Genomic DNA, 23,277 nt, shown 5'->3' on the forward strand with positions numbered 1-23,277 from the left:
AGAACAGCGTTTATCCTTTTCCTGAGGCGACAACCTTGCCCTTCTTAAAACCGATCAATTGTTTTTTGGCGTCGAGAACCGACTTTACATAGGTTTTGAAGGCCTTGTAGTCGGAAGGGGCAATACGCTCCTTTGACGTTTTGGCCACTATTTTAACATGAAGTTCGTTTTGTGCGACCTGGTCGAAATTCATTTCAAACCGGTGTTTTTTAAAGCTATACGATGCATCTTTGGGCACTTCGGCAAAGGTATCGCCCTCTTCGAGTTTGATAACATAGCTCGAACGGTATTCGTCGGCGTTTTCATAGAACAGATAGTCTATGGGGTATTCCCGCTTGTCGCCCTCTATGATCGCCGTATTGTAGGCATTGTTCACTGCAGGAAGGCTAAATACCTTTAGGCTTCCTATTTCGTTGAACTTTTCATTGACAGTCATCTCGGAAACGTAGCTCAAGACCGGGGAGCGAAGGTCGTAGGCAATGCTATGGAGGCTGTCGAGGGCAAAATCTTCGATAATCCTTCCTTGAAAATCCTCGTAAATGCTCTTTTTGACCACTTCGTAGTTTTTTTCCTTAAAAATGCCGGCATAATGCGAGTTGATGCTTCCCCTTAAAACCGACTCGATCTGCAGTTTATGTTGCTCCCTGCCGATTTCAAAAACCATATGGCTCTCCAAGACGGTAGGGGTGTGGTCAAAATTCTCGAGCCTGTAGATGCCCGAAGCCACTTCCTTAACCGAATTATTAGGTATATCCAATGCCGTAGCGTTCTCCAAGCTGGTCGGGGCCGACTTATAGGGCAGGTTATTGTCGGTCAACTCGAGGTACTGGGGCTTGCCGTCGATAAAGACCTTGGCGATACAATGGTTGAAATCCTGACTCGGCAGTAGTATTGATTTTTCGCCGTAATCGGAAGTCAAGACCAGTACCAAATGCGATTTTAGGCCCGCCATTTGGGCCAAGGTGACATAGAGGGTGGAAAAGTCCTTGCAATCGCCCAGTTTGGATTTGATGGTCTTCGAGGGTTTTTGGGGCACATAGCCGCTCTGCCTAAAGCTTACGTGGCTGTAGCTAAAATTCTCCATGATGTAGTAGTAGATACGCGAAGCCTTTTCGTCTTCGGTCAATGAGGCCGTACCCTCGGGAAATATTTTTTTGAAGGCCGTTTCGACGTCGGAGTTGACAACCATCTGCGGGCGGACCAGGTCGGCGTACCAGTTGGCAATGTCGTCCCAGGAACCAATGGTACTCAAATGCACATAACTTACGATGTCGCTGAGGCTGGGCATATAGTTTTCCGGTTGTGGTAGCGGCCCTTGGTTCACCGTCTCCCATTTGTGGTAGACGTAGTTGCCCATGCTCCTTTTTTCGTAAGGGATGTCGCCGTTGACCACCTTATAATTGAACTCCTTTCCCTTGGGAACCAGTACCTTTAAGCTGTTTTTTACGATGGGATGGTACGACCCGAACTGAAAATAGTCGACGTGGTCTTTGTAAAACCTGCCGCTGTTCGCATAGCTGCTTTCGTAATCGACGTACAGGATGTCGCCAATTTCCAGATTGTTGAAGACCAGGTTCGAACCACTTTTCGAAGCCGGGACAATCTTGTTGTCGGGCTTGACGATCTCGGATTTGGTAATGCTGTAATTGCCGCTCAGCCCAAGATTGACCTCCTTGAGCGATTCGATACCGCTATCCGAAGTAATCTCTACCACATACCGTACCTGCGATTTTCCGCCTCCTTCGGGGTAAAGTTGCAATAGGGTCTCGTCCAACAGGTAATTGTAACCGTAGTTGTTCGAAATCCCTTGGTTCCGGTTCTCGGCGATAAACTCGTAAATATCGGGGGTGGCCAGCTCCTCAAAATAATTTTTTGCCTTCGAGAGGTCGTCTATCTTTTTGCGCATGGCCGTATTCGCGCCGTTGTGCTTTAACGACTTGGCGTACCATTCCAGCGCTTCCTTCTTTTGGCCCATTTGCTCCAAAGCCGTGGCCTTGAGCTCCATGCCTACAAAGGAATAGGGAAAATTGGCCAGCATCTGCTCGATATAGGGAAGCGATTCGGCGTACTTGCCGTATTGGTGCAAATAACCGATAAAGTCCGAAAGGAAAATATTATCGGTACGCACCCTATCGTATCTTTCTTCGAACAACTGCAAGGCCTCGTCCTTTCGGTTCTGCTTGTTGTAGAAGGCCGCGAGCGACTTTAAGGCCGCGTAGTCGAAGTAATTGGCGTTTATCTCCTCCAACAGCTCGATCGCCCGGTCGTCTTCGTTCAGGTAGTCCGAATACAGATTGAGGTAGATCTTAAGAACGTTCAGTTGGTCTTTGTTCTCTTCCACGATGGTATTTAGCCCTGTCCTTACCGCAACCTGGTCTTCGTGGCGGAGGGCGAGCATCAGCTCTGCCGAACGTTGCAGTATGGGCATATCGGTCGCTTTTGAGAAATCGGCCATAAATTCTTCAAAATCGGCCACCGGAAGTTTGAACAACTCGCCCGCACCCTGAAAACGATAGACGTATGAGAGGTAATAATCCTTATCGTCGTTCTCGATATTCTCGCTCAACTCGGTGACGGCCGCGTAATCTTTTTCCTTGCTGTAGCACTCGATCAAATACTTTCTCAAAAAGGAGCTCTTCGGATGCTTTTCGAGAAGGGGCAGCAAGAGGGCCTTGGCCTCGTTGTACTTCGAATTTCTCAAATAGGTATTGGCCAGGCAGAGCACATTAAAAAAATTGCCGGGCTCCTGTTCCCGTTTTTTTAGGAAAAAGGCCTCGACCGGATGTGTAATTACCTCGGGCAACAGACCTTCGGCCGTACTTTTGACATAGGGCGTATAATCTGCGCTGTATTCCAGGTCGGAAAGGGCGTGCCCTTCGAGGTCGGTGACCCGGGCAATAAAATAGGCAATGCCGCTTTGGTCGGCACTTTTTATCAATAGGCGGTTCTTCCCCTTTGGAAGGTCTACCGCAATGTTATAGGCATCCAGTCCGGTAATACCGTCGTTGGTGTTTTCGAAGAGCAGTACGTCGTTAAGCCAGACCTTGACCAGGGCCGAGCTGCCCAGACGGATGACGGCCCTACGTGCCACGGGGTTGTCGATAAAGGTCTGTGCATAGTTTACCGCCCCGCCGTATTCGGAGTGGTTGCTGTAGTATTGATACGCTTCCTTTTCCCTTCCCTTCGGCGTGTACCAATTGACGAATCCGTTGCTGTTGGCATTAAAATCGGTTTTGGAAAAGGCCTTCTCTTCCGGGCCGTATTCGGTCGCCAGCCCACTGCCGTTCAAATTTTCAAAACTACCGCAGAATTGCCACGCCTTTATGGCAGGCAGCTCGTCGTTCAACCGATAATAGGTTTCCCAGTCGTTCCGGTGTTGGGCGGCGGCGGATTTCAGGTAGCGCATGGCCTCCTTAACCGTTGGCTGCCCGATCTGGTCAAGCTCGATCGCATCGATATTGGAAAGGATCTTTTGGTTGAAGCCCGTACTGTAATAGGTGTCGAAAAAGAAGTTGTGGTTCCACAAAGCATACAGGTAGTAATCGAAATCGGGGCTAAGGCTTACTTTTTCGATGAAATCATCGGGATTGTCAAACTTCCCTTGTTCCCCCTTTAACAATTGATGGATTAAGATGCCTTCTATTCCGGTTTGACGCTTTGCATTGAATTTTTTAACCGCCTCGTCCCTTTGGTTTTCAAAAAGCAGTTCCCAGTAGGGCCCGTATTCGCCCCTTTCTTGGGCATGGCTTAAGAACAGGACGAAAAACGCGAGTAAAAAGAATCGGAATTGCTTCATAATGCAAGCGGCTTGGTTACGGTTTGGTTACTTCATAACGCTCCTTTCCCATAAATGGTATACAAGGCGGCAATTGAAACCCTTAATCCTGCCTTACATCCGGTAGTCCCAAGGAAAACAAGGGAAAAGGGCACCTTGGCGAAATTTATATCTGGCTTGGGGCGGGCATCGAAACCGAAGGATGTCCCTGCCCTTGGCATACAATACCCCAACCTTTTGAACGTTACTGGTAAAGGCCCTTTTTCAGTTACGGGCCCCAAACCCCAAATCGGGGGGGTGAAAACCCTCTTTAAACCAAAGATCATGAAAAAGTGCATATACCTACTGTGCGCGGCTGTAGTTACATTGATGGTCAGCTGCTCAACCGACGACGACGAAATCGCCCAAGTAGCCAGTGAGGCGCAAATCAGCAACAAAACAGGCCTGTCATTCGCCAATGCCTCGGGTTTTGAGGCCGATCAGGTCATGTTCAAGCTGCGTTACGGCACCGGCCTCGAAAAGGAATACGGACAAAGCCTGGTGGGCTATAATTATGTCGAACTTCAAGAAGGCCCTAAAACCATCTACCAAATACGGGTGTTCAAAGATGGCGAGATAATTCCCCATACGGCCTATGTCAACGATAGCTTGGGCAAGCCCGTGGAAATCAAATCGACCTCGACCATCCAAATCAGGAAAGACCAGCTCTTACAGATACTATTGGACCATCAGTAGGCACAAGGGCTTTAAAGAATATGCTCCTTCATCCTTCCCCAGGCCTTGATCAACAAAAAGGCCGAAACCAAGGCTATGGCCGAAAGTATCAGTGCCGGAGTCGTACGGCCGTAGATCCAATAGCCCGTAGCGAACATAATGGTATAGATAAGCACACAGCCCAACAGCATGGCGGTAATGCCCTGGGGCACACTCCACTTTTCGTCGTCCTTTTTGATTTTTTCACCATCGGCCTCGGCCTCCCTAACAATTTTGGCCCACCCCGGTCCACCGGGTTGGATCCTCTTGTAAAAGGAGCGCAGGGTTTCCTGCGACTCCGCTTGGGTCAAAAAGGTAGCAGACAACCAAATGACCGTGGTCACTATCACGACGAAGGGATACTCGAACCAGTTCGGGAATACACCGTCCTCGGCATTGAACAATAGGGGCCCCAAGGCCGTCGTCTTCAATAATATCGATATGATCCCCGAGGCGAACATGGCCGTAATCTCGCTCCATGCATTGATCCGCCACCAAAACCACCTTAAGATGAATATCAGGCCGGTACCCGCACCGAAGGTCAGGAGAATATCGAAAATCTGCAGTGCATTTTCGAGGGCCAGGGCCAAAACGGCACTGAAGACCATTAAAACGACGGTCGATATCCTACCCACGGCCACCATTTGCTTTTCGGTTGCCTTGGGGTTGATCTGCTGCTTGTAAAAATCGAACACGATATAAGACGAGCCCCAGTTCAATTGGGTCGATATCGTACTCATATAGGCCGCTATCAACGAGGCCAACACTACGCCCAACAAGCCGCTGGGCAACTTGGTCAGCATGGCCGAATACGCCAGATCGTGCCCCAATTTGGTCTCGTCCATATTCGGAAAGGCCTCTTGGATACTGGCGATATCGGGATAAACGACCAAGGAGGCCAAGGCCACCAAGATCCAGGGCCACGGACGCAAGGCATAATGCATGATATTGAAAAAGAAAGTAGCCCCTATGGCATGGTTCTCATCCTTGGCGGCCAACATTCTTTGCGCGATATAGCCCCCACCCCCTGGCTCGGCCCCGGGATACCACGAGCTCCACCATTGCACGGCCAAGGGGATAATAAAAAGCATGATCAGGGCATTTCTATTGCTGAAATCGGGTATGATATCGAGTTTGGTCTTGACCACCTCATTGGCCATCAGGGCGTCGATACCGCCCACTTCGGGAATATTTACCAAGTAATATGCGGCCCCAATGGCGCCCGACATGGCCACAAAGAACAGCAGAAAATCGGTATAGACAACGCCCTTAAACCCGCCTAGGGCACTAAAGGTAACCGTTATAAGCCCGGCGCCCACCACGGTCTCCCAAGGTTCGAGGCCCAGCATAATACCGCCGATCTTAATGGCGGCCAAGGTCACCGAGGCCATGGTAATTATGTTGAACAAGGCCCCCAGGTAAACGGCCCTGAACTTTCTAAGAAAACTTGCGGCCTTTCCCCCATACCGCATCTCATAAAACTCAAGATCCGTATTTACGTTCGACCTCCGCCAAAGCTTGGCATAGATGAAAACGGTCAAAAGTCCGGTTATCAAAAAGGCCCACCAGACCCAGTTTCCCGAAACCCCGTTGGTCCGTACAATGTCGGTAACCAGGTTGGGGGTATCTGTCGAAAAGGTCGTCGCTACCATCGATAGGCCGAGAAGCCACCAGGGCATGGTCCTTCCCGAAAGAAAAAACTCGGACGAATCCTTGCCCGATTTCTTTGAGACATAAATTCCGATGCCCAGCACAATGGCGAAAAAAACGATGATAAAACTGTAGTCTAGGGTAGATAACTGCATAGGGGGTGAGATGGTTTTTTGGTTAGCTGATAAAGATATTATTTTTTTAAGATACTTTTGCCTTTTCTCAACTAAACCCTGCCCATGCCCTTAGCAGCTTCCTTCGATATTTCAATTACCGCCTGGGCCCTTGCCTTTGCGGCCGCCATCGTGATCGGTCTTTCAAAGGCGGGCATAAAGGGTATCGCCATAGTCAACGTTACCCTAATGGCCCTGGCCTTCGATGCGAAGGCCTCTACCGGAATTGTGGTGCCCTTGTTGATCGTAGGCGATATCTTTGCCGTGATTTATTACAACCGACACGCCAACTGGTGGTACATAGCGCGTTTTTTACCCTGGATACTGGTCGGTATATTATTGGGGGTGTTGATAGGTAACGATCTTGACGAGGACGTTTTTAAGATCGCCATGGCCATCATCATTCTCGTCAGTGTAGTGATGATGTACTGGTGGGACCGAAGAAAATCGAAAAGAGTGCCCACCCATTGGGCCTTTGCCGGCTTTGTGGGCACCATTGCGGGCATAACCACCATGATCGGCAATTTGGGCGGTGCCTTTAGCAATATCTACTTTCTGGCCATGCGGGTACAGAAAAATGAGTTTATCGGCACGGCGGCCTGGCTTTTTCTGATCATCAATGTCATCAAACTCCCCCTCCATATATTCGTGTGGAAGACCGTTACCACCGAAACCCTGCTTTTCGACCTGAAGCTGGTTCCGGGCATCTTTCTTGGCGTATTTCTGGGCATACGCCTGGTAAAGCTCATCAAGGAAGACTTTTACCGAAAAATGATATTGGTGCTCACGGCCTTGGGCGCCCTAATGATCTTGATCAAATAGCCTTCTTTCTTTATTGCCCATAATGGCGTAGCTTTAAGGAACCCGTAAAACCACCTAAATGAACCCTTTACGTCAACCAAGGCCCTTTTTCGGGGTGTTGGGGCTAGTCGGCCTGTTTCTCGTCCTTTCCTGCCAAGAGGATCGAACCGCCTCCGATTCCCATAAGAACGCCCTGCAAGGGGAAATCGAAACCGAGTTGAACCACCTCGTAAAGGTATGGTATCCCAAAACCATCGATACGGTCAACGGGGGCTTCTGGTCCGATTTTAACCACAGATGGGAAAAAGACGGGGAACAGAAGAAGTTTTTGGTCAGTCAGGCACGCCACGTATGGACGACGGCGACCTTGGCCCAGTTTTTCCACGACGATTCCTATACCGAAATGGCGGCCCACGGCTATCGTTTTCTCAGGGACAGGATGTGGGACAAGGAACAAGGCGGCTTTCACTCCCTACTCGCCCTCGAAGGCGATTCGCTGACCGTAGTATCGAAGGGGAAAAGCGCCTATGGCAACTCCTTTGCCCTGTACGGCCTAGCCGCCTATTACAAGGTATCGAAAGATTCCTCGGCCCTCGATTTGGCCAAAAAAACCTTTGCTTGGCTAGAAGAACACGCCCATGATTCCGTTTACGGCGGGTATTTTGATGTGCTGCAACGGGATGGCTCGTGGATGTTAGATCTCGACGAAAACGACAAAGGCTACGATAATTTTATCCGCAAGGATTGGAAGGACCAGAACTCCTCCATCCATTTGTTGGAAAGCTTTACCGCATTATACGAGGTATGGCCCGACGCCTTACTCCATAAAAGACTCGAAGAACTATTGGTGTTGATACGCGACACCATTGCCACCGACAAGGGCTATTTGACCCTACATTTGGAACGCGATTGGACGCCGGTTTCCTTCCGCGATTCGTCCGACACCTATCGAAAAAAACACTTCTACCTCGACCATGTGTCCTTTGGCCATGACGTCGAAACGGCCTTTCTTATGCTGGAGGCTTCCCACAGATTGGGCATAACAAACGATAGCCTAACCGCCCGGAAGGCCCAACAAATGGTTGACCATGCCCTCGAATGGGGCTGGGACGAAAAAAACGGCGGCTTTTACGACGGTGGTTACTACCGGGCCGGCGGCAAGCGCAGCATCGAAAACAGGGCCAAGGTATGGTGGACCCAGGCCGAGGGCCTCAATTCATTGTTGTTGATGGCCGAAAGACATCCCCGGGAAAAACCTTATTACGCCCTTTTTGAAAAACAATGGACCTATATACGCACCAAGCTTATCGATCACGACTACGGGGGCTGGTATCCCGAAGGCCTCGATACCGACCCCTCGGCCAAGACCAAGGCCAAGGCCCAGATCTGGAAGGCCAACTACCACAACATCAGGTCGCTGATCAATGTAATCAAGATGTTAAACGGGACATTTGACCTGAATGAAGACGAGGGTTGAGATAGCCCACTTTCGCCCAAACCTATAATTTTACGGCGTAAAATTGATTTCCAAGCCCCAGAATTGTATCTTGTGGATTACGTCTTTCTGTTGAAAAATTTCGTATATACAGGAAGAATGTGGGCCGAACGGGTCTTACGGCGTTCAAATTTTCTGTTAAAAGAACCCTTGGGCCGGCCTATACCATACTAAACTTAAGTTTAAAACGTTGGCTACTAAGGGAGCCTCTGAAAATGAGGTCTTTTCCTAGTATCAACTTCCAAATAAGGGGCGGCAAATACCATATTCGGTAAATCTTAATAACTAATGAAACATTACTTCGCATACTTTATGGTACTACTTTTAGTTACCGCATGCGGTAGTGTGGGCCCCTTGGGCAAATCGGGCAAAAAAGGCAAAGGCAAGGAGGTGGCCCTGACCAGTGCCAAGGCCTATGACCGTTTTATTACCGATGCCGCCACCTCCCAAAAAGGTTTGTTCGACGTTCACAAGGTAGGTGACAAGTTCTATTTTGAGATTCCCGACACGCTGTTGAACCGCGAGATGCTGGTGGTTACCCGCTTTATCAAAACCCCGTCGGGGGCAAGCAATTACGGAGGGGAAAAAATTTCGGAAAACACCATTCTATTCGAAAAAGGTCCCTCGAACAACATTTTTCTTCGAATCTCGACCTTGGTCAGCGCGGCCAGTGAAGACAATGCCATATCAAAGGCGGTCAACAACTCCAATATTACCCCGATACTCGAGGCTTTTCCTATCAAGGCCCATGACGAAGACAAAGGTTCTTACCTCATAGAGGTTACCGATTTCATCAACAGCGAAAACCCCTTGCTCGCCCTAAGCCAAGATGCAAAAGAAGACTACAAGCTGCTTTCCCTGGAGAAAGACAAATCCTTTATAAAGGAGATCAACACCTTTCCGCTCAACACGGAAATAAAGACGGTCAAGACCTACAAGGCCAAATCGGGCTCCGACAAAAGAAAGGAACTGCCGGCGGCCATATTGGCCGGGGTGGTCACCTTGGAAATCAACAATTCCTTTATCCTTTTGCCCAAGGTACCCATGCGCAAGAGGTTGTACGACGAACGCGTAGGATACTTTGCAAGCTCCTATTTGGAATACGGAGACGACCAACAGCAAGTAGACCGCAATACCTACATTCATCGGTGGCGCCTGGAGCCCAAGCCCGAAGACTCCTTAAAATGGAAACGGGGCGAACTGGTCGAGCCCAAGAAACCCATTGTCTACTATATCGACCCCGCCACGCCCAAAAAATGGCGGCCCTACCTGATACAAGGTATCAACGATTGGCAGGTAGCCTTCGAGCAGGCCGGTTTCAAGAACGCCATAATAGGAATGGAATGGCCCGAAAACGATGACAGCATGAGTCTTGAAGATTCCCGCTTCTCGGTGCTGCGCTATTTCGCCTCCCCATTTAAGAACGCCTATGGGCCCAATGTCGTCGATCCCCGTAGCGGTGAGATCCTGGAAAGCCATATCGGTTGGTACCACAACCTGATGAGCCTCTTGCACAATTGGTACATGATCCAGGCCGGGGCTGTGGACGAGCGCGCCCGAAAAATGGAATTCGAAACGGAACTTATGGGCCAGTTGATACGGTTCGTTGCCTCGCACGAGGTGGGGCACACCTTGGGCCTACGCCATAACATGGGGGCCAGCCACGCCACTCCCGTTGAAAGGCTCCGCGATGCCAAATGGCTCGAAAAAAATGGTCATACCAGTTCCATAATGGACTATGCCCGCTTCAATTATGTGGCCCAACCCGAAGACAGCATTCCGACCAAGGACCTAATGCCCCGTATCGGGGATTATGACAAGTGGGCCATACAGTGGGGCTACTCGCGATTTCCGGAGGATATGTCGCCCAAGGAGGAAAAGGAAGTGTTGAGCCAAATGGTGGTCGATAGCGTTTCGGCCAATCCGCGGCTCTGGTTCGGTGGCGAAGGCCGCGATTTCGACCCGCGGTCGCAGACCGAAGACCTGGGAGACGATGCCATGCAAGCCAGTACCTACGGCATCCTCAACCTGCAGCGCATAGCGCCCTACCTTAAAAAATGGACCCAAAAAAGCAGTAGCGACGATTATACCAACCTCGACCAAGTGTATAAGGACCTGGTCGGCCAATACAGCGATTATATTTTTCACGTGGCCAAAAACATCGGGGGCATCTACGTAACCCCGAAGACCATGGGCGAAGATGGGGAAGTGTACCGCCCCGTGGAAAAACAAAAACAAAAGCAGGCCCTGTTGTTCTTGAACAATTACATCTTCAAAGAGCCCAAGTGGTTGCTGCGAAACGATATCTTGAACGCCATACAATCACCGCAGTCCAAAGAGGCCGTTACCAAGACCATGGAGAGCGTGATGATGAACCTCTTGGGCGGTAGCCGTCTGAGCAGGATGACGTTTATAAGCGAACGCTACGAAGACGAAGACCCTTATACCCCACAGGAGTATATGGACGACCTGAGCCAATTGGTGTGGGGCGATATGAACGTGTTCTACCAAACGAACGCCTACCGCAGAAAACTGCAAAAATCCTACGTGTCCAATTTGATAACCCTGTACAAGCCCAACGAGGCCGAAGGCTTGGTCGAAGGTATCTTGGCGAAGCTCTCGGAAGGCTACACCGTCAACACCGATGTACGCTCATTGGCCTTGGACAACCTGTTGACCCTACAGGGGAAAATAAAACGCACCATTCCGGTAATGACCGATCGCCTTACCATCGCCCATTTGAACTACCTCAAAAGGGAAATCGAAGCCGTCATCGGCGAAACCAAGGACGTAGACCCTTTGTTCATTCCTTTTCGAAGGGATGTTTCGATAAAGGGGCAGCAAGGCGAAGAGTAGCCCTCGCCCCATCACCGGTAATTTATCACTCCCAAACCCGGGGCCTCCGTCGGGTACAGCACCCCTTCCCTTAAATGAAACAGGCCCTTAAAGGGGTCGTCGACCACATCCAAATGCCCATCAAGGTCGGCATAGCGAACGTTGGGCCTCGAAAGGGCAAAGTGCAATCCGGCCGAAATACCCAAGGCCGACTCATCGTTGCAGCCGATCATACTTTCGATACCTGCTGCCTTGGCCACCGAATTGATATGCATGGCCTCTAGAATACCTCCGACCTTCATCAATTTGATGTTCACCATATCGACCCGCTCGTTCTGGGCCAAGCGAAAGGCATCGGTCAAGGTTTTTAGGCTTTCATCGGCCATGACGGGAATATCGACTTGGTTCATTACCTCGCCCAGGCGTTCTTCCTTTTCACGCTGGGTCGGCTGTTCAAAAATTTCTATGCCGATTTGGCCGGTGGCCTTTACAAAGGTGACGGAGTCGAGTACCGAATAGCCCTGATTGCCGTCGAAGCGAAGGGTAACCCCGGGAAATTCCTGATGCAAGCGGGTCATTTTCTCTATATCCTCCTCCAGGCTGTGCCCGCCCTTTACTTTTAAGATAAAGAAGCCCCGTCCCACAAATTCGCGGGCCTGCTCCAATGTTTCCTCCAAGGGAAGTATCCCGATGGTTATGCTTGTGGGGATACTATTTTGAAATCCCCCCAAAAACCGATAGAGGGGGACCCCCGCCTTTTTCGAAATCAAATCGTGCAGGGCCATGTCGACCATGGTCAGCGAAGAAGATTTTCTTCCCAATTGTGCCTTGAGCTCGACCAGGATATGGGCGTAGGTAAACGGGTCTTTCCCTTTTAACAGGGGTATAATGGTGTTCTCAATGGACGCTTCGACCTCATCGGCGGTCTCTCCCGTAACGATCTTATCGGGTGCGCCGCATCCGTAGCCCACTATTTCGGTATCGGTTTCGACCTTTAAAATAAAGTTTACCGTATGGTCAATGGTCTCATAGGCAATGGTATAAGGTTGCGAAAGCCTTAGGTTCAAACGCTCGTAACCGACACGGGTAATTTTCATACGATTTTTTCCTTTAAAAGATGGACAAGCCCTTCGGCACCAAATTTAAGCACGTCGAAGGCGGGCAGGCCGGTTTCATGCCTTATCTGTTCGCAAGCCTCCAAGATCTCGTCTTCCGCCATGTCTTCATGGTTAACCGTAACGGCAATGACCTTTTTGCCCGAGATGACCTCAATGGCGTTAATCTGTTCGGGAAGCGGATGCAATCGATACCCAGGAAAACCATCGTACTCCAGCCTTTTCGGGGCATGTTGCAGAATGACGTAATCGGGCCGGCCGGCCGCCAATATCTCGAATCCGCCCGGATAGGCCGGATTCATCAGGCTTCCTTGCCCCTCGATTACGATGACATCGGGGTTTTCGTTTTTATAGGCGCTCACCACGGCATGTTCGATCTCGCCCGAAACGAAATCGTTGATGCAGCTATCCATCACCATGCTGTACTTGGCGCCCTGCATCCAGGCGGTTTGCCCGGTACCGATTATCTCGGCCTTTAGACCGGCATCCCTGAAACCGTGGACCAATAGCCAAGCGGTGGTACGTTTGCCCAGAGCCGAATCGGTGCCGAGCACGGCCAACTTCAAGCAGTCTACCTTTTCGATCTCGCCCGTAAAGAAGTGCAGTTTGTCGCGGTCGGGTGTTTTACGCACATCGCGTATTCGGCAATTGTTTTCGGCCGCCAACCGGACCAATAGGGCATCGTTGGTCAAAAAGTCGTGGAGGCCGCTATCAACGTTCAACCCCTTTTGAAGGGCCTTTTTGATCGTGGTCCGGGCCTCATCGGGCAAACGCCCCCCATCGGGCGCCAGTCCGATTACCAGCGATTTGGGCATGTTTCCCGAGGCTTCCAGGGTTTCGAGGGCGGTTTCGAAGGTCTTAAAAACAGGAATGCCGTTGGGTTTGCCGTCCAATACTTCGCCGGCATCCCTACCTTGGTATTTTTTATCCAAAACCCCGACCACTTCATAGCGCTCGGTAAAACGCACCAGGCCGTGCGCGGTTTTTCCATTGGGTGTGTTGAAGGCCCCTTCGCAATACACCAAGGCCCTTCCATCTATTGATTGCTTCATCCTTTATCTATTTAGTTTTTGGCGGTCAGTACCGCAACGAACCTGTCGGGTTCAAAATTCCGTTCCTCGTCGAGTTCCAATAGGGCAATGAGGCCGGCCGTAGAGGCCGGCAAGATGCGAAAGCCCTCTTTTTTCGCCAATAGGGCGGTCATATCCCTTAACTTTTTATCGCTTATGTTATAGGCCTCGCCCTGCGATTCGCGTAGGGCGTACAAGGCTTCTTCGCCGTCGAAGCTGTGCCAATTGACCAGGGGCTCGTTGTATTTGGTCTCCTTGATGCTTTTGGGGTCGAGGTCCTTGCAATATTCCAGACCCTGTAAGAAGGATTGGATGATCGGGTTTTTTCGCGATGAGGATGCGGCGATCATTTTTGGCACACGCGAGGTTTTTCCCCTTTTGTACAGGTTGACGAAGCCGCGATAAATGCCGGCAAAAAGGGTACCGTTGGAAACCGGTACCGCACAATACTTTGGGGCATCTCCCAAATCTTCAAAAATTTCAGTGGCAATCTGTGAATAGGCACTTATCTGCAAAGGAGTGTTCGCGCCCCCTGGATTGGCATCGTACCAACCTTTGGTTTCCGCCAATTCACTGCTCGACCTGACCGCATCTTCGTAGTTTCCCGGCAAACGGACGATTTTCGAACCTAATAGTTCCATTTCCGCGACCCGTTCGGTATGGTACGATTCCGGGATAAAAACGACACACTCCAAGCCCGCCAAATTGGCCGCCAAGGCCACGGCAACCCCGTAATTGCCACAAGTCGCCAAAGAAACGGTGGTAAAGTTTCTTCGCAGTGCGTCGTACATCTGGGCAAAGGCGATCCGGTCTTTTTGGGTTCCGGTCGGGTTGTCGCCCTCGTACTTGATGTAAAGTTGGCGTATATCGAACTCGCGCTCCAAGGCTTTGGCCCGGTGCAGGCCGGTATCGCCCACCTCGAGGTTGATGATATCTTCGTAAGACTCGAGCCGATCGACCAGCGATTTGTTCTTGTCCCTGACAAAGGCGCTCAATCTTCTGGTCTCCGAGGAGACCTTGTTTTCTGCGGTCTTTACACCGTCCCTTAAGTCCATTTCACATGTTTTGCATACTGAGGCACTCCAATCAAATGTAGGCTGTTTTTATGGATATTTCCACAATAAAACACAAAAACGCAACGGAGTTTATCTAAGGGAGTTCACCGTATTTTTCCATGGTGGTCAGTTCGGGCTCCCCACCCCTTTTTCCGCAACCTGAGGCGATATAGACATCGTCTTCGAAAAACACGAGTCCCGTACCGTGCCTTCCTTCGATCAGGCCGGGAAGCTTTCTCCATTGCATGGTCGACAGATCGAGGGCCTCTACATCGGCATGGGCCTTTTCCTGCGTGGGCGATTCGCCACCGACTACCCATATCTCATCGTTGTGGCGCATGGCCGCATTACCGGCGCGTTGTGTTGGAATCGGCTCGGAGAGGGTCTGCCAACTATCGCTTTCGATATCGTATACATCCACTTCGGCAAGGGTGCCGCCAAAAGGATCGTCGGGTTCAATGCCCGTATTACGACCTGCCGGGGCATAGATTTTTCCTTCGGCCAATACCGCTTGAAAGTGATCGCGTGCGCGGGGGGCGTCGGTCAGTACTTGCCATTGCCCCGTTTTGGGATCGTAGCTATCCATCCAGTTTTTATGGTCGCCTATATGACCGTTCTTGATACCGCATGCAATGTAAATCTTGCCGTTGTACAATACGTTTCCGGTCGAGCCCCGCCTTCTGTCCGGGGGGATCACATCGCCTTTCGACCATTTGTCGCTTGCCGGGTCGTAAATATAAACGTACTCGGTCGGGGTCTCGCCGGGCCATTTTCCGGTTAGGGCCGCAATTACGTATATTTTGTCTTCGAACACCACCGGTTGAAAGTGGTGCAGCTCTATGGGCGGTTTTTGCCCTTCCGTCCACTCTTTGGTCTGGGTGTCGTAGATACTGACGGGGCGGATCCCCCTGCCGCCCAACAGATAAAACTTGGGGCCGACACGAACAAAGGCCGCTTCGTGTCGGGCCACGGGCTTGCTGCCACCTTGGGCAACCACTTCCTGCCAACCTAGGGAAACGGGAGCTTCATGCGTTTTGACGGTTTCCTTCTTTTCGGTCTTTGCGGTGTCTTTACAATTGCCGAACAGCAATGCAAGACAAACTAGGGTAAGATATCGTGCCATACGCTTTGTTTATTAAATAGTAATCCGTCCTAAAAATAAGATATAATAGTAAGTCCGGGAAGTATACAAAGGGAAAATCGAAAACAGGACAAGGTAGATACCCCTGCATCGCCATTTCGGCCAAATTCATATATTTACAAGCGAACAAAAACTATGAAGCCACCCGATTTTTTTATCAGCTGCGATTGGGGCACCTCCAATTTTAGGGTCAGTGCGGTAGATAGGGCGACCCTCGGCCTTATATCGAGCATTAAAAGCTCCGAAGGCGTAAAAGCCCGGTTTCGGAAGTTCGAGGCGGGACAAGGTATGCCGCGGGCGGACTTCTTTCTTTCCTACCTACTGGAACAGATTGGGAAACTCGACGTTCCCCACTTAAAAAATACCGTAATCGTAGGTTCGGGCATGCTGTCATCATCGATCGGCATGAAGGAACTGCCCTATGCCGACATGCCCTTTTCCTTTTCGGGGCAAGAACTCCTGAAGGAGCGTTTTGAACTGCCCAATGGCAACCACATGGTTTTAATATCGGGAGTAAAAACCCCAAACGATGTCATGCGCGGCGAAGAGGTTCAGGCCATAGGTATAGCCGAACAGTTGCCCGATACCGGAAAAGGTGTTTTGATCCTCCCCGGAACCCATAGCAAACACATTTACTTTAACAACGGGCGTTTCGAAAGGTTTACCACTTTTATGACGGGGGAGCTTTATGAGGTTATCGGCACGCATAGCATTTTGGCCCCCTCGCTACAACAGGCCGATTGGGACGACGTGTACGAGGACGTATTCATGGAAGGGGTAAAAAAAGGACTCGCCAATACTGCAATCGCCTCTTTGTTCTCGATCAGGGCGAACAGCCTTTTAAACAAGGCCTCGCCCATCAACAATTCGTTTTTCCTTTCCGGTTTGTTGATCGGAAGCGAGTTAGCGTCCCTCGTCGACAAAAACGAAAAAATCTATTTGGGCGCTACCGGAATCCAAAGGAAACTCTATATGTTGGCATTGAAATATATTTCGGCCATCGACGATTTGCTCTGTTTTAATACAACCGATATGCAACACGCCCTGTTCGCGGGGCAACTAAAAATACTGAAGACCTATGTGTAAAGACTCTTTTTCCTGGACGCGTTTCAAACAAAACCCTGTCGTGGGCATCCTAAGGGGCCTGCCTACCGACGAAGTCGTTCAATTGGTGCCCAGCTACCTCAAAAGTGGTTTTTACACCTTGGAGGTTACCATGAACTCGCCCGAGGTTACCAAAACCATTGGGGTTTTAAGAAAGGAGTTTCCTGAGTTGAACGTAGGGGCCGGTACGGTATGCAGCGTTCAAGACCTCGATAGGGCCCTTGCCGCCGGAGCGCAGTTTATCGTTACGCCCATTGTCGATGCCGAGGTAATCGGTCAGTGTGCGGCCCGGAAAATTCCCATTTTTCCCGGGGCCTACACTCCCACCGAAATCTATACCGCGTGGAAGTTGGGTGCCTCGGCGGTAAAGGTATTCCCAGCTACCCAATTGGGCCCACAATACTTTAAGGATGTTTTGGCTCCCTTGAACGAAATTAAACTATTACCTACGGGAGGGGTTTCGGCCGACAACATACGTGCCTTTTTTGAGGCCGGGGCCATCGGGGCCGGCATGGGCAGTTCGCTGTTCGACAAAGACCTTATCGCCAAGGGGGATTTTGCAGGCCTTGAAAGGCACTTTAAAAAGGTGGCGGGCCAAATAGACCGACACTGATATCCCATCGTCCGATGGGATATTTCCTTACGGCATTGGTTTTCCAAAATCGCCGGATCTCTACCTTGAGCTAAATCAGCACCTCGTCAACTTAGCTTCCGACGACGCCTTTAAAAAAAGGGGATGGAAAATTACGGCCCACCCTATTTCCGATGCCCGGGATCAAGGCCGTTAAACATCGACCCGAATAAGCAAGGAAGCATTATCCAACGGTGCGCCTACAAAGACCTTTTTTGAGCGTTAAATTTATCCTAATTCCTAGATTGTAAGCAAAGTATGGGTAGCTTTACCAGAGCATTGGCCTAACCGAAAATACCACATATGTTTACTATTATTTACAAATCAAAGGCCAAGGCCGATTTTACCCCAAACCAAATCTTGCAGATGCTCAAAAAAGCAAATGTGCACAATAAAAAGCACAATATTACGGGGTGCCTCCTATACCACCGTGGGGACTTTCTACAACTTATCGAAGGTGCCGAAAAAGACGTTAGGGCCCTTTATACCGTCATTTCAAAAGACCCCCGACATACCGAGGTAAATCTGCTCAGTGCCGAAAAAACACTGCTCCGGTCGTTCAAGGACTGGAACATGGTGTACAACGACCTCGACTATGATTCCAACGATGTGGAAGAAAAGCGCCGTCTTTTTCACGAGATTTTTTATGGTGGCGAAGCGCTAAGCAACCCCGGGCGTTCGAAACTGGTCCTTTGGAAGGAGGTAAATGCCATCCTAAACGAGAAAAAAACCTCCGGTCTATAGGTCGTTTACGGTATTCTCCCCTACTTTTATACCCGAACCGCCAAATTCCCTTAATCAACCATGAAAGAAGAGGTCGTAAGAAGCAAAGACGTATTTAAGAACTGCTTTTTTGTGGGCTGCTTCGGCATCCTGATCTTTGTGCTGGCGGCATTGGCCTATCTCTTTCTCTGGCCCTACGGTTGAGACCGGGGCATGTCTTAACAGGATAGTCTAAAGCCCTTCCTTCCAACTTTTAAGGTTTTCGCGAACAAAGGCATCGTCGTTCAATTCGGGGTATTCGCGATACACCCTGTCGATTTCCTCTTTTTGGCCGGGAGACAGCGTTTCGTCCGGGTCGAGGCACCAGGTGCCCTCTAGCAGTCCCTGTCTTCGCAACACTTCGTGAATGCCCGCGATACATCCCTTAAAATCGTTCTTGGCATCAAAGAAGGCCGCATTGGCATCGGTTACCTTGATGTTCTCGGTCAACATGTCCCGGCTCATCGTGCCTCCTTCTTTTTTGATCGCCTTGACCCTTTCGAGCAGTTCGACCGCCTTTTGGGTCCACACCGCCCAATGGCCGAGGAGTCCCCCTACGATATCCTTCCGCACGATGCCCTGGTCCGTCCGTATTTCATAAGTCGTTAAGAGGTCGTTCACGATATTGTCGTCGTTGCCCGTATAGATGGCGATATCCTTATGTCGGGAGGCCGTACATACGGCACGGACCACCTCGAGGGAGCGGTAGCGGTTGAAGGGGGCGATCTTAATGGCACAGACCTCGGGAATTTCGGCGAAATCGCTCCAGAATTTTTCACTTAGCACCTTTCCTCCCACCGAAGGCTGTAGATAAAAACCGAACAGGGGCATGTGTTTTCCTATTTCCCGGGCGCGGTCGAGCAGATCGCCTTCCGACCAATCGCCCAATCCATTGATACTAACCAGCGCCAGGTCGTAGCCCAATTTTTTTGCGATCAGGGCCTCCCTTACGGCCTGTTCCGTGGGGCCGCTGACCCCGGCCACTTTTATAAAGGGCCGTTTTGGACCAATTTTGGAAATCTCTTCGGAAGCGGTCGCCAGCACCTTTTCAAACAGGTTTATCTTGGGGTCCCTAATGGCAAATTGTGTGGTGTGTACCCCGACGGCCACACCTCCGGCCCCGGAGGCCACGTAATATCGGGTCAATAACCGTTGCCGGTATTCATCGAAGTTTCTATCGGCATTAAGGGCCAATGGGTGTGCCGGGATTACCGTACCGTTAAACAGCAGTTCCTTTATTTCAGGTTTCAATAGGGGTGTCATATGTTTAAAAATTACCTTTTCGTTGTTGAAAATGGGTGGGTTTGCCTAAGTCTTCCCCACCGTTCATCACCCAATGGGCCGTCCATTCCACAAGCTCATCGAGTCCTGTCCTGGGCCTTCCCATAAGGTCGAAGGAATACGAGGCATCGTTGAGCAGGGCCGTAGGGGCCGGCGTTCCGGTAAACTCGACCGGTTTGCCCATCAATTCCCCGAACTTTCGGGCCAATCCTTCGATGGAAATAAGCTCGGGCCCGGTACAGTTCAACCTTTGGGGCGGGGTCTTACAGTAGCGCAAAGACCTCAGCGCATAGCTATTGGCATCGCCTTGCCAAATAACGTTCACATAGGCCGTTGTAATGTCTATGGGCCTTTGTTCGAAAACCGCCTTGGCCACCTCGCACAGCACCCCATAACGCAGGTCGACCGCATAATTCAGGCGGAAGATCAACATGGGCGTGGCGTTCTTGATGGCAAAGTGTTCAAAGACCCGTTCCCGGCCCAGGCACGACTGTGCATATTCACCGATGGGGCTTGGGGGGGTAGCCTCATCCGCGCCGCTGCTGTCTACCGGCATAAAGGGGTAGATATTGCCACTCGAGAATACCACGATCCGCGAATCTTTGTATTTTTCGGCCACCCTTCCCGGCAGGTAGGCGTTCATGGCCCAGGTAAAGTGCTCGTTCCCCGAAGTGCCGAATTTGTTGCCGGCCATAAAAATGACGTTCTTACAATCGGGCAGGCCCTGTAAAAAATCCTCATCCAACAGATCACCGGCCAAGGTCTGCACCCCGTAGGCTTCCAGCTCGTCCCTAACGGCCTTGTTCGAAAACCGGGAGGCTCCCAGTACTTTTTTGTCCAGACCACCTTCACGAATGGCGTTGACGGCCAATTTGGCCAGGCTGGGGCCCATTTTGCCCCCAAGGCCCAAGATCATTATATCGCCTTCCACGCTTCGCAGGTCATCGATCAGTCCCGGTGTGGTCTCGGCCAATTTGGCCTCGAGGTCCTCTACATTTTGAATTTTCATCTATTTAAAATTTTAATTGTTCCGCCGATCGGTAAAAAACCGCTTCGGCCTCCTATCCCAAAAACAAATAATCAATGCTATAAGCGGACATCAGCAACAATACGATAATGCCCAGAGCCCCCAGAACATTCGCATATTTGGTGTTCCGCAGTTCGGTGGAAGTTCTTTTGGAGTTGGCAAAGATCAGGATGACGACGGCCGCTACGGGTACGATCATGATGGTTATCCCTTGGGCAAAGATGATGAGTTCCAAGGGAAGTGCCCCGAAAATGTAGGCCACTACGGCACCTATCAACACGACCAAAATGATCATCGCCCGCACCTTAAGGCTGCTCAAGTTGCTTTCGGAAAAAAAGGTATCGGCCAATATCACCCCGCCTATGGTGGCGTTGCCCACCATTGACGAAAAGGAGGCGGCAAAAAATCCGATCATAAAGACACTCGAGGTAAACGGCCCGAAAAGGGGTTCGAGGGCCATTCCCAAATCGGAGGCACTGCGTACCTCGATATGGTTTTGGTGCAGCACGGCCGAGGCACAGAGCATGACCAAGGACGAAAGAAGTCCGAGGACGATGATCCCATTGCGACTTTCCCGCATACAGTCTTTCAACTGGCCCGGCTTCCATCCCTTTTCCTTCACCAGATACGATTGGTAAAAGGCCCCTACGATCGAAAAGCTCGAGGCGGTCAGCGTAATGACAAGGTACTCCGAGCCTTGCGGAACGGAAGGAACAAAGCCTCTCAATATCTCGGTGATATCTGGCGATGCCATAATGATGGTCATCAAAAAGGAAAGCAGCATGAGAACCACCAAGCCTATCATCAGTTTTTCCAGAATCTTATAAAAGGACTTAAAGAACAACAGAAAAATAGCCGAGGAGGTAAACAAGATGATCCACAGGGCCATTGAGGTCGAAAAAAGTTCGGAGAAGGCCACCGCCGCCCCTACCGTATTTCCTGCCTGAAAAGAGGCCGTTGTCAAAAAAACACCGATTCCGACCAAAAAGGCGAGGGGCTTCCCCAATTCGTTCTTGATGCGCTGGATAAAGGAAACGGAGCCATCCAATCCGATCCGGGCCGACATGTTCGTAAAGGCCGTCATCAATAGGGCCGTAAGTACGAGCACCCACAGCAGGGAATACCCGAAACTGGCCCCAAGCTTGGTGTTTATCGTAAGGCTTCCGGGGCCAAAGACCAGGGCCGCGGTAATAATGCCCGGACCCACTGTTTTTAAGTATCTTCCAATTTTGGAGCCTTCGTTCTTTTCGAACGCCCGCGGTCTTTGCCCTTTCCCCATGATCATCCTATGTTTTTAAACGCTTCTTTGTAATCCTGTTTATGCGATTGTTCCTTCATCAAGTTTTTTTGTTCCTCGTACATCATTCTAGAAAAAATCGCTGACCGCGAAATAGGTCGTTATCAACGAAAACAAAATAACGGCCACAATGCCCACATTCAATTGGGTGCTGGCCGTATACGTGTGCATGAGCTGTTTTTTGTTGATAAGGATAAAGACCGGGATGGCCACCGCAGGGAGGATACACGCCTGGAAGGCCTGTGAAAACACCATTAGGGCAGGAGGTCTTTCCTCAAGGAAAACGGTACCGAAGGCAAACAGCAGAGCGATAAAGATCAACCATCGCGACAAGGGCGAATGGATGTTTCGAGGCGTTCCCCTGTAATCGGACACCAACCAAGGTGCGATCAACACGATAGGAAAAATGGTCGACAGGCCGGCCCCGGCAATGCCGATGATCAGCATAAAGGCGGCCGCCTTACCGCCGATCGGTTCGAACAATGCGATCATCTCCACGGTATTCTCAAGTTTTAGTCCGGATACATAGAGCGTCCCGGCGGCAACGGCCATGATCACCCCGCTCAGGAGCAACATCATGGAGGCCGATACCATGGCATCTTTCTTCTCCCTTTTCAAGTCATTGATCCCCCAGCCCTTTTCGGCGACCACGGTACTGCGCATGATAAAGACCGCAGCGGAGCATGTGGTACCCGTTATGGCCGCTATTAGGCCCAAGGACCCCGGGGTATCCGGTATGCTGGGGATGGCCCCTTGCGCTATGGCCATCAGGTCGGGCTTGACCATGATAAAGACCACGATAAAGGAGATGCCCATAAGTACGACCAATACGGTCAATATCTTTTCGAAGAGCTGGTAACGCCCATACCACAACAAAAAATAAAGGATGATGGAGAAAAAGAGGATGATCCAAAACGTAGGGACGACGAGGCCGTCGAAGGCCAAGCGGATCCCTTCCTGTACCAGATCGGCAACTATGCCCATGACCCCCATTAGGGCCAGCAGTTCGCCGATAATCAGGGCGGCAATGATGTATAACGAAAGCAGCCAACCGTATTTGAATTCGCTTTTGAAATTGAACAGGGCCGTTCTTCCGGTAACCAAGGTAACCTTGCCATAAGTGACCATAAGTATATAGGTAAATATACAGGAGAGTATAAGGGCCCAGAACAGGCCCATACCGTGTTCGGCACCCGTTTTGGCCATGGTCGTCACACTTCCCGTTCCGATATTATAGCCGATCAAGAACAGCCCGGGACCGATGGCACTGAGCGCAATGATGATTTTTTTACGTAGGGGACTCTTTTTCATA

General features: G+C 50.5%; 18 protein-coding genes. 8 read left to right on the top strand and 10 right to left on the bottom strand.

Features of this window, described 5'->3' with window-relative positions; translation table 11 throughout:
- Window positions 1–10: 10 nt before the first annotated feature.
- A complete protein-coding gene (locus BUB37_RS01695; RefSeq protein ID WP_072987520.1) occupies window positions 11–3,796 on the bottom strand; it encodes a transglutaminase domain-containing protein in 3,786 nt (1,261 codons plus the stop codon).
- A gap of 303 nt (window positions 3,797–4,099) precedes the next feature.
- On the opposite strand from BUB37_RS01695, the gene BUB37_RS21405 reads away from it, so the two are divergent.
- A complete protein-coding gene (locus tag BUB37_RS21405; protein WP_139278054.1) occupies window positions 4,100–4,510 on the top strand; it encodes a hypothetical protein in 411 nt (136 codons plus the stop codon).
- A gap of 11 nt (window positions 4,511–4,521) precedes the next feature.
- On the opposite strand, the gene BUB37_RS01705 is transcribed toward BUB37_RS21405, so the two are convergent.
- Window positions 4,522–6,333, bottom strand: coding sequence for a sodium:solute symporter family protein (locus BUB37_RS01705; protein ID WP_072987526.1), 1,812 nt, complete (start codon window positions 6,331–6,333; stop codon window positions 4,522–4,524).
- 84 nt (window positions 6,334–6,417) lie between these two features.
- On the opposite strand from BUB37_RS01705, the gene BUB37_RS01710 reads away from it, so the two are divergent.
- The 3 genes from BUB37_RS01710 (at window position 6,418) to BUB37_RS01720 (ending at window position 11,503) form a co-directional block, all read left to right on the top strand.
- Complete coding sequence (locus BUB37_RS01710; RefSeq protein ID WP_072987529.1) at window positions 6,418–7,173, top strand: sulfite exporter TauE/SafE family protein; 756 nt, start codon at window positions 6,418–6,420, stop codon at window positions 7,171–7,173.
- 58 nt (window positions 7,174–7,231) lie between these two features.
- Window positions 7,232–8,629 carry an AGE family epimerase/isomerase gene (locus BUB37_RS01715; RefSeq protein ID WP_072987531.1) on the top strand — a complete coding sequence of 466 codons (1,398 nt, stop codon included), beginning with the start codon at window positions 7,232–7,234 and terminating at the stop codon, window positions 8,627–8,629.
- A gap of 306 nt (window positions 8,630–8,935) precedes the next feature.
- A complete protein-coding gene (locus tag BUB37_RS01720) occupies window positions 8,936–11,503 on the top strand; it encodes a zinc-dependent metalloprotease (protein ID WP_094766496.1) in 2,568 nt (855 codons plus the stop codon).
- An 11-nt stretch (window positions 11,504–11,514) separates the two neighbouring features.
- Here the strand turns inward: BUB37_RS01720 and BUB37_RS01725 are convergent, their stop codons facing one another.
- From BUB37_RS01725 to BUB37_RS01740, 4 genes are all read right to left on the bottom strand, one after another.
- Window positions 11,515–12,579 (bottom strand): mandelate racemase/muconate lactonizing enzyme family protein, encoded by a 1,065-nt coding sequence (locus tag BUB37_RS01725; protein ID WP_072987537.1) that lies wholly within the window; start codon window positions 12,577–12,579, stop codon window positions 11,515–11,517.
- Window positions 12,576–13,649: an N-acetyltransferase DgcN family protein gene (locus BUB37_RS01730; protein WP_072987540.1), complete on the bottom strand. Its 1,074-nt coding sequence runs from the start codon at window positions 13,647–13,649 to the stop codon at window positions 12,576–12,578. The genes BUB37_RS01725 and BUB37_RS01730 overlap by 4 nt, the downstream gene beginning before the upstream one ends.
- A gap of 11 nt (window positions 13,650–13,660) precedes the next feature.
- Window positions 13,661–14,722, bottom strand: coding sequence for a pyridoxal-phosphate dependent enzyme (locus BUB37_RS01735; RefSeq protein WP_072987543.1), 1,062 nt, complete (start codon window positions 14,720–14,722; stop codon window positions 13,661–13,663).
- 94 nt (window positions 14,723–14,816) lie between these two features.
- The gene (locus BUB37_RS01740; RefSeq protein ID WP_072987546.1) at window positions 14,817–15,845 is read right to left on the bottom strand and encodes a Kelch repeat-containing protein; all 1,029 of its coding nucleotides are present in this window, start codon (window positions 15,843–15,845) and stop codon (window positions 14,817–14,819) included.
- 153 nt (window positions 15,846–15,998) lie between these two features.
- On the opposite strand from BUB37_RS01740, the gene BUB37_RS01745 reads away from it, so the two are divergent.
- The 4 genes from BUB37_RS01745 to BUB37_RS21940 all read left to right on the top strand — a co-directional run bounded on the left by BUB37_RS01745 (window position 15,999) and on the right by BUB37_RS21940 (window position 18,525).
- Window positions 15,999–16,949, top strand: coding sequence for a 2-dehydro-3-deoxygalactonokinase (locus BUB37_RS01745; protein WP_072987549.1), 951 nt, complete (start codon window positions 15,999–16,001; stop codon window positions 16,947–16,949).
- Window positions 16,942–17,580 (top strand): bifunctional 4-hydroxy-2-oxoglutarate aldolase/2-dehydro-3-deoxy-phosphogluconate aldolase, encoded by a 639-nt coding sequence (locus BUB37_RS01750; RefSeq protein WP_072987552.1) that lies wholly within the window; start codon window positions 16,942–16,944, stop codon window positions 17,578–17,580. The genes BUB37_RS01745 and BUB37_RS01750 overlap by 8 nt, the downstream gene beginning before the upstream one ends.
- 321 nt (window positions 17,581–17,901) lie before the next feature.
- Entirely contained in the window at window positions 17,902–18,342 is a 441-nt protein-coding gene (locus BUB37_RS01755; RefSeq protein ID WP_072987556.1) for a BLUF domain-containing protein, read from the top strand.
- A 60-nt stretch (window positions 18,343–18,402) separates the two neighbouring features.
- Complete coding sequence (locus BUB37_RS21940) at window positions 18,403–18,525, top strand: hypothetical protein (protein WP_262987422.1); 123 nt, start codon at window positions 18,403–18,405, stop codon at window positions 18,523–18,525.
- Between the two features lie 27 nt (window positions 18,526–18,552).
- Here the strand turns inward: BUB37_RS21940 and BUB37_RS01760 are convergent, their stop codons facing one another.
- The 4 genes from BUB37_RS01760 to BUB37_RS01775 form a co-directional block, all read right to left on the bottom strand.
- Window positions 18,553–19,623 (bottom strand): dihydrodipicolinate synthase family protein, encoded by a 1,071-nt coding sequence (locus BUB37_RS01760; RefSeq protein WP_072987559.1) that lies wholly within the window; start codon window positions 19,621–19,623, stop codon window positions 18,553–18,555.
- 4 nt (window positions 19,624–19,627) lie between these two features.
- Window positions 19,628–20,650: an NAD-dependent epimerase/dehydratase family protein gene (locus tag BUB37_RS01765; protein WP_212635246.1), complete on the bottom strand. Its 1,023-nt coding sequence runs from the start codon at window positions 20,648–20,650 to the stop codon at window positions 19,628–19,630.
- A gap of 52 nt (window positions 20,651–20,702) precedes the next feature.
- The gene (locus tag BUB37_RS01770) at window positions 20,703–21,953 is read right to left on the bottom strand and encodes an Nramp family divalent metal transporter (RefSeq protein WP_072987562.1); all 1,251 of its coding nucleotides are present in this window, start codon (window positions 21,951–21,953) and stop codon (window positions 20,703–20,705) included.
- Window positions 21,954–22,034: 81 nt separating this feature from the next.
- Entirely contained in the window at window positions 22,035–23,276 is a 1,242-nt protein-coding gene (locus BUB37_RS01775) for an Nramp family divalent metal transporter (protein ID WP_072987565.1), read from the bottom strand.
- Window position 23,277 lies beyond the last annotated feature (1 nt).

It is taken from the genome of Pseudozobellia thermophila, assembly GCF_900141855.1.
GTDB lineage: Bacteria > Bacteroidota > Bacteroidia > Flavobacteriales > Flavobacteriaceae > Pseudozobellia > Pseudozobellia thermophila.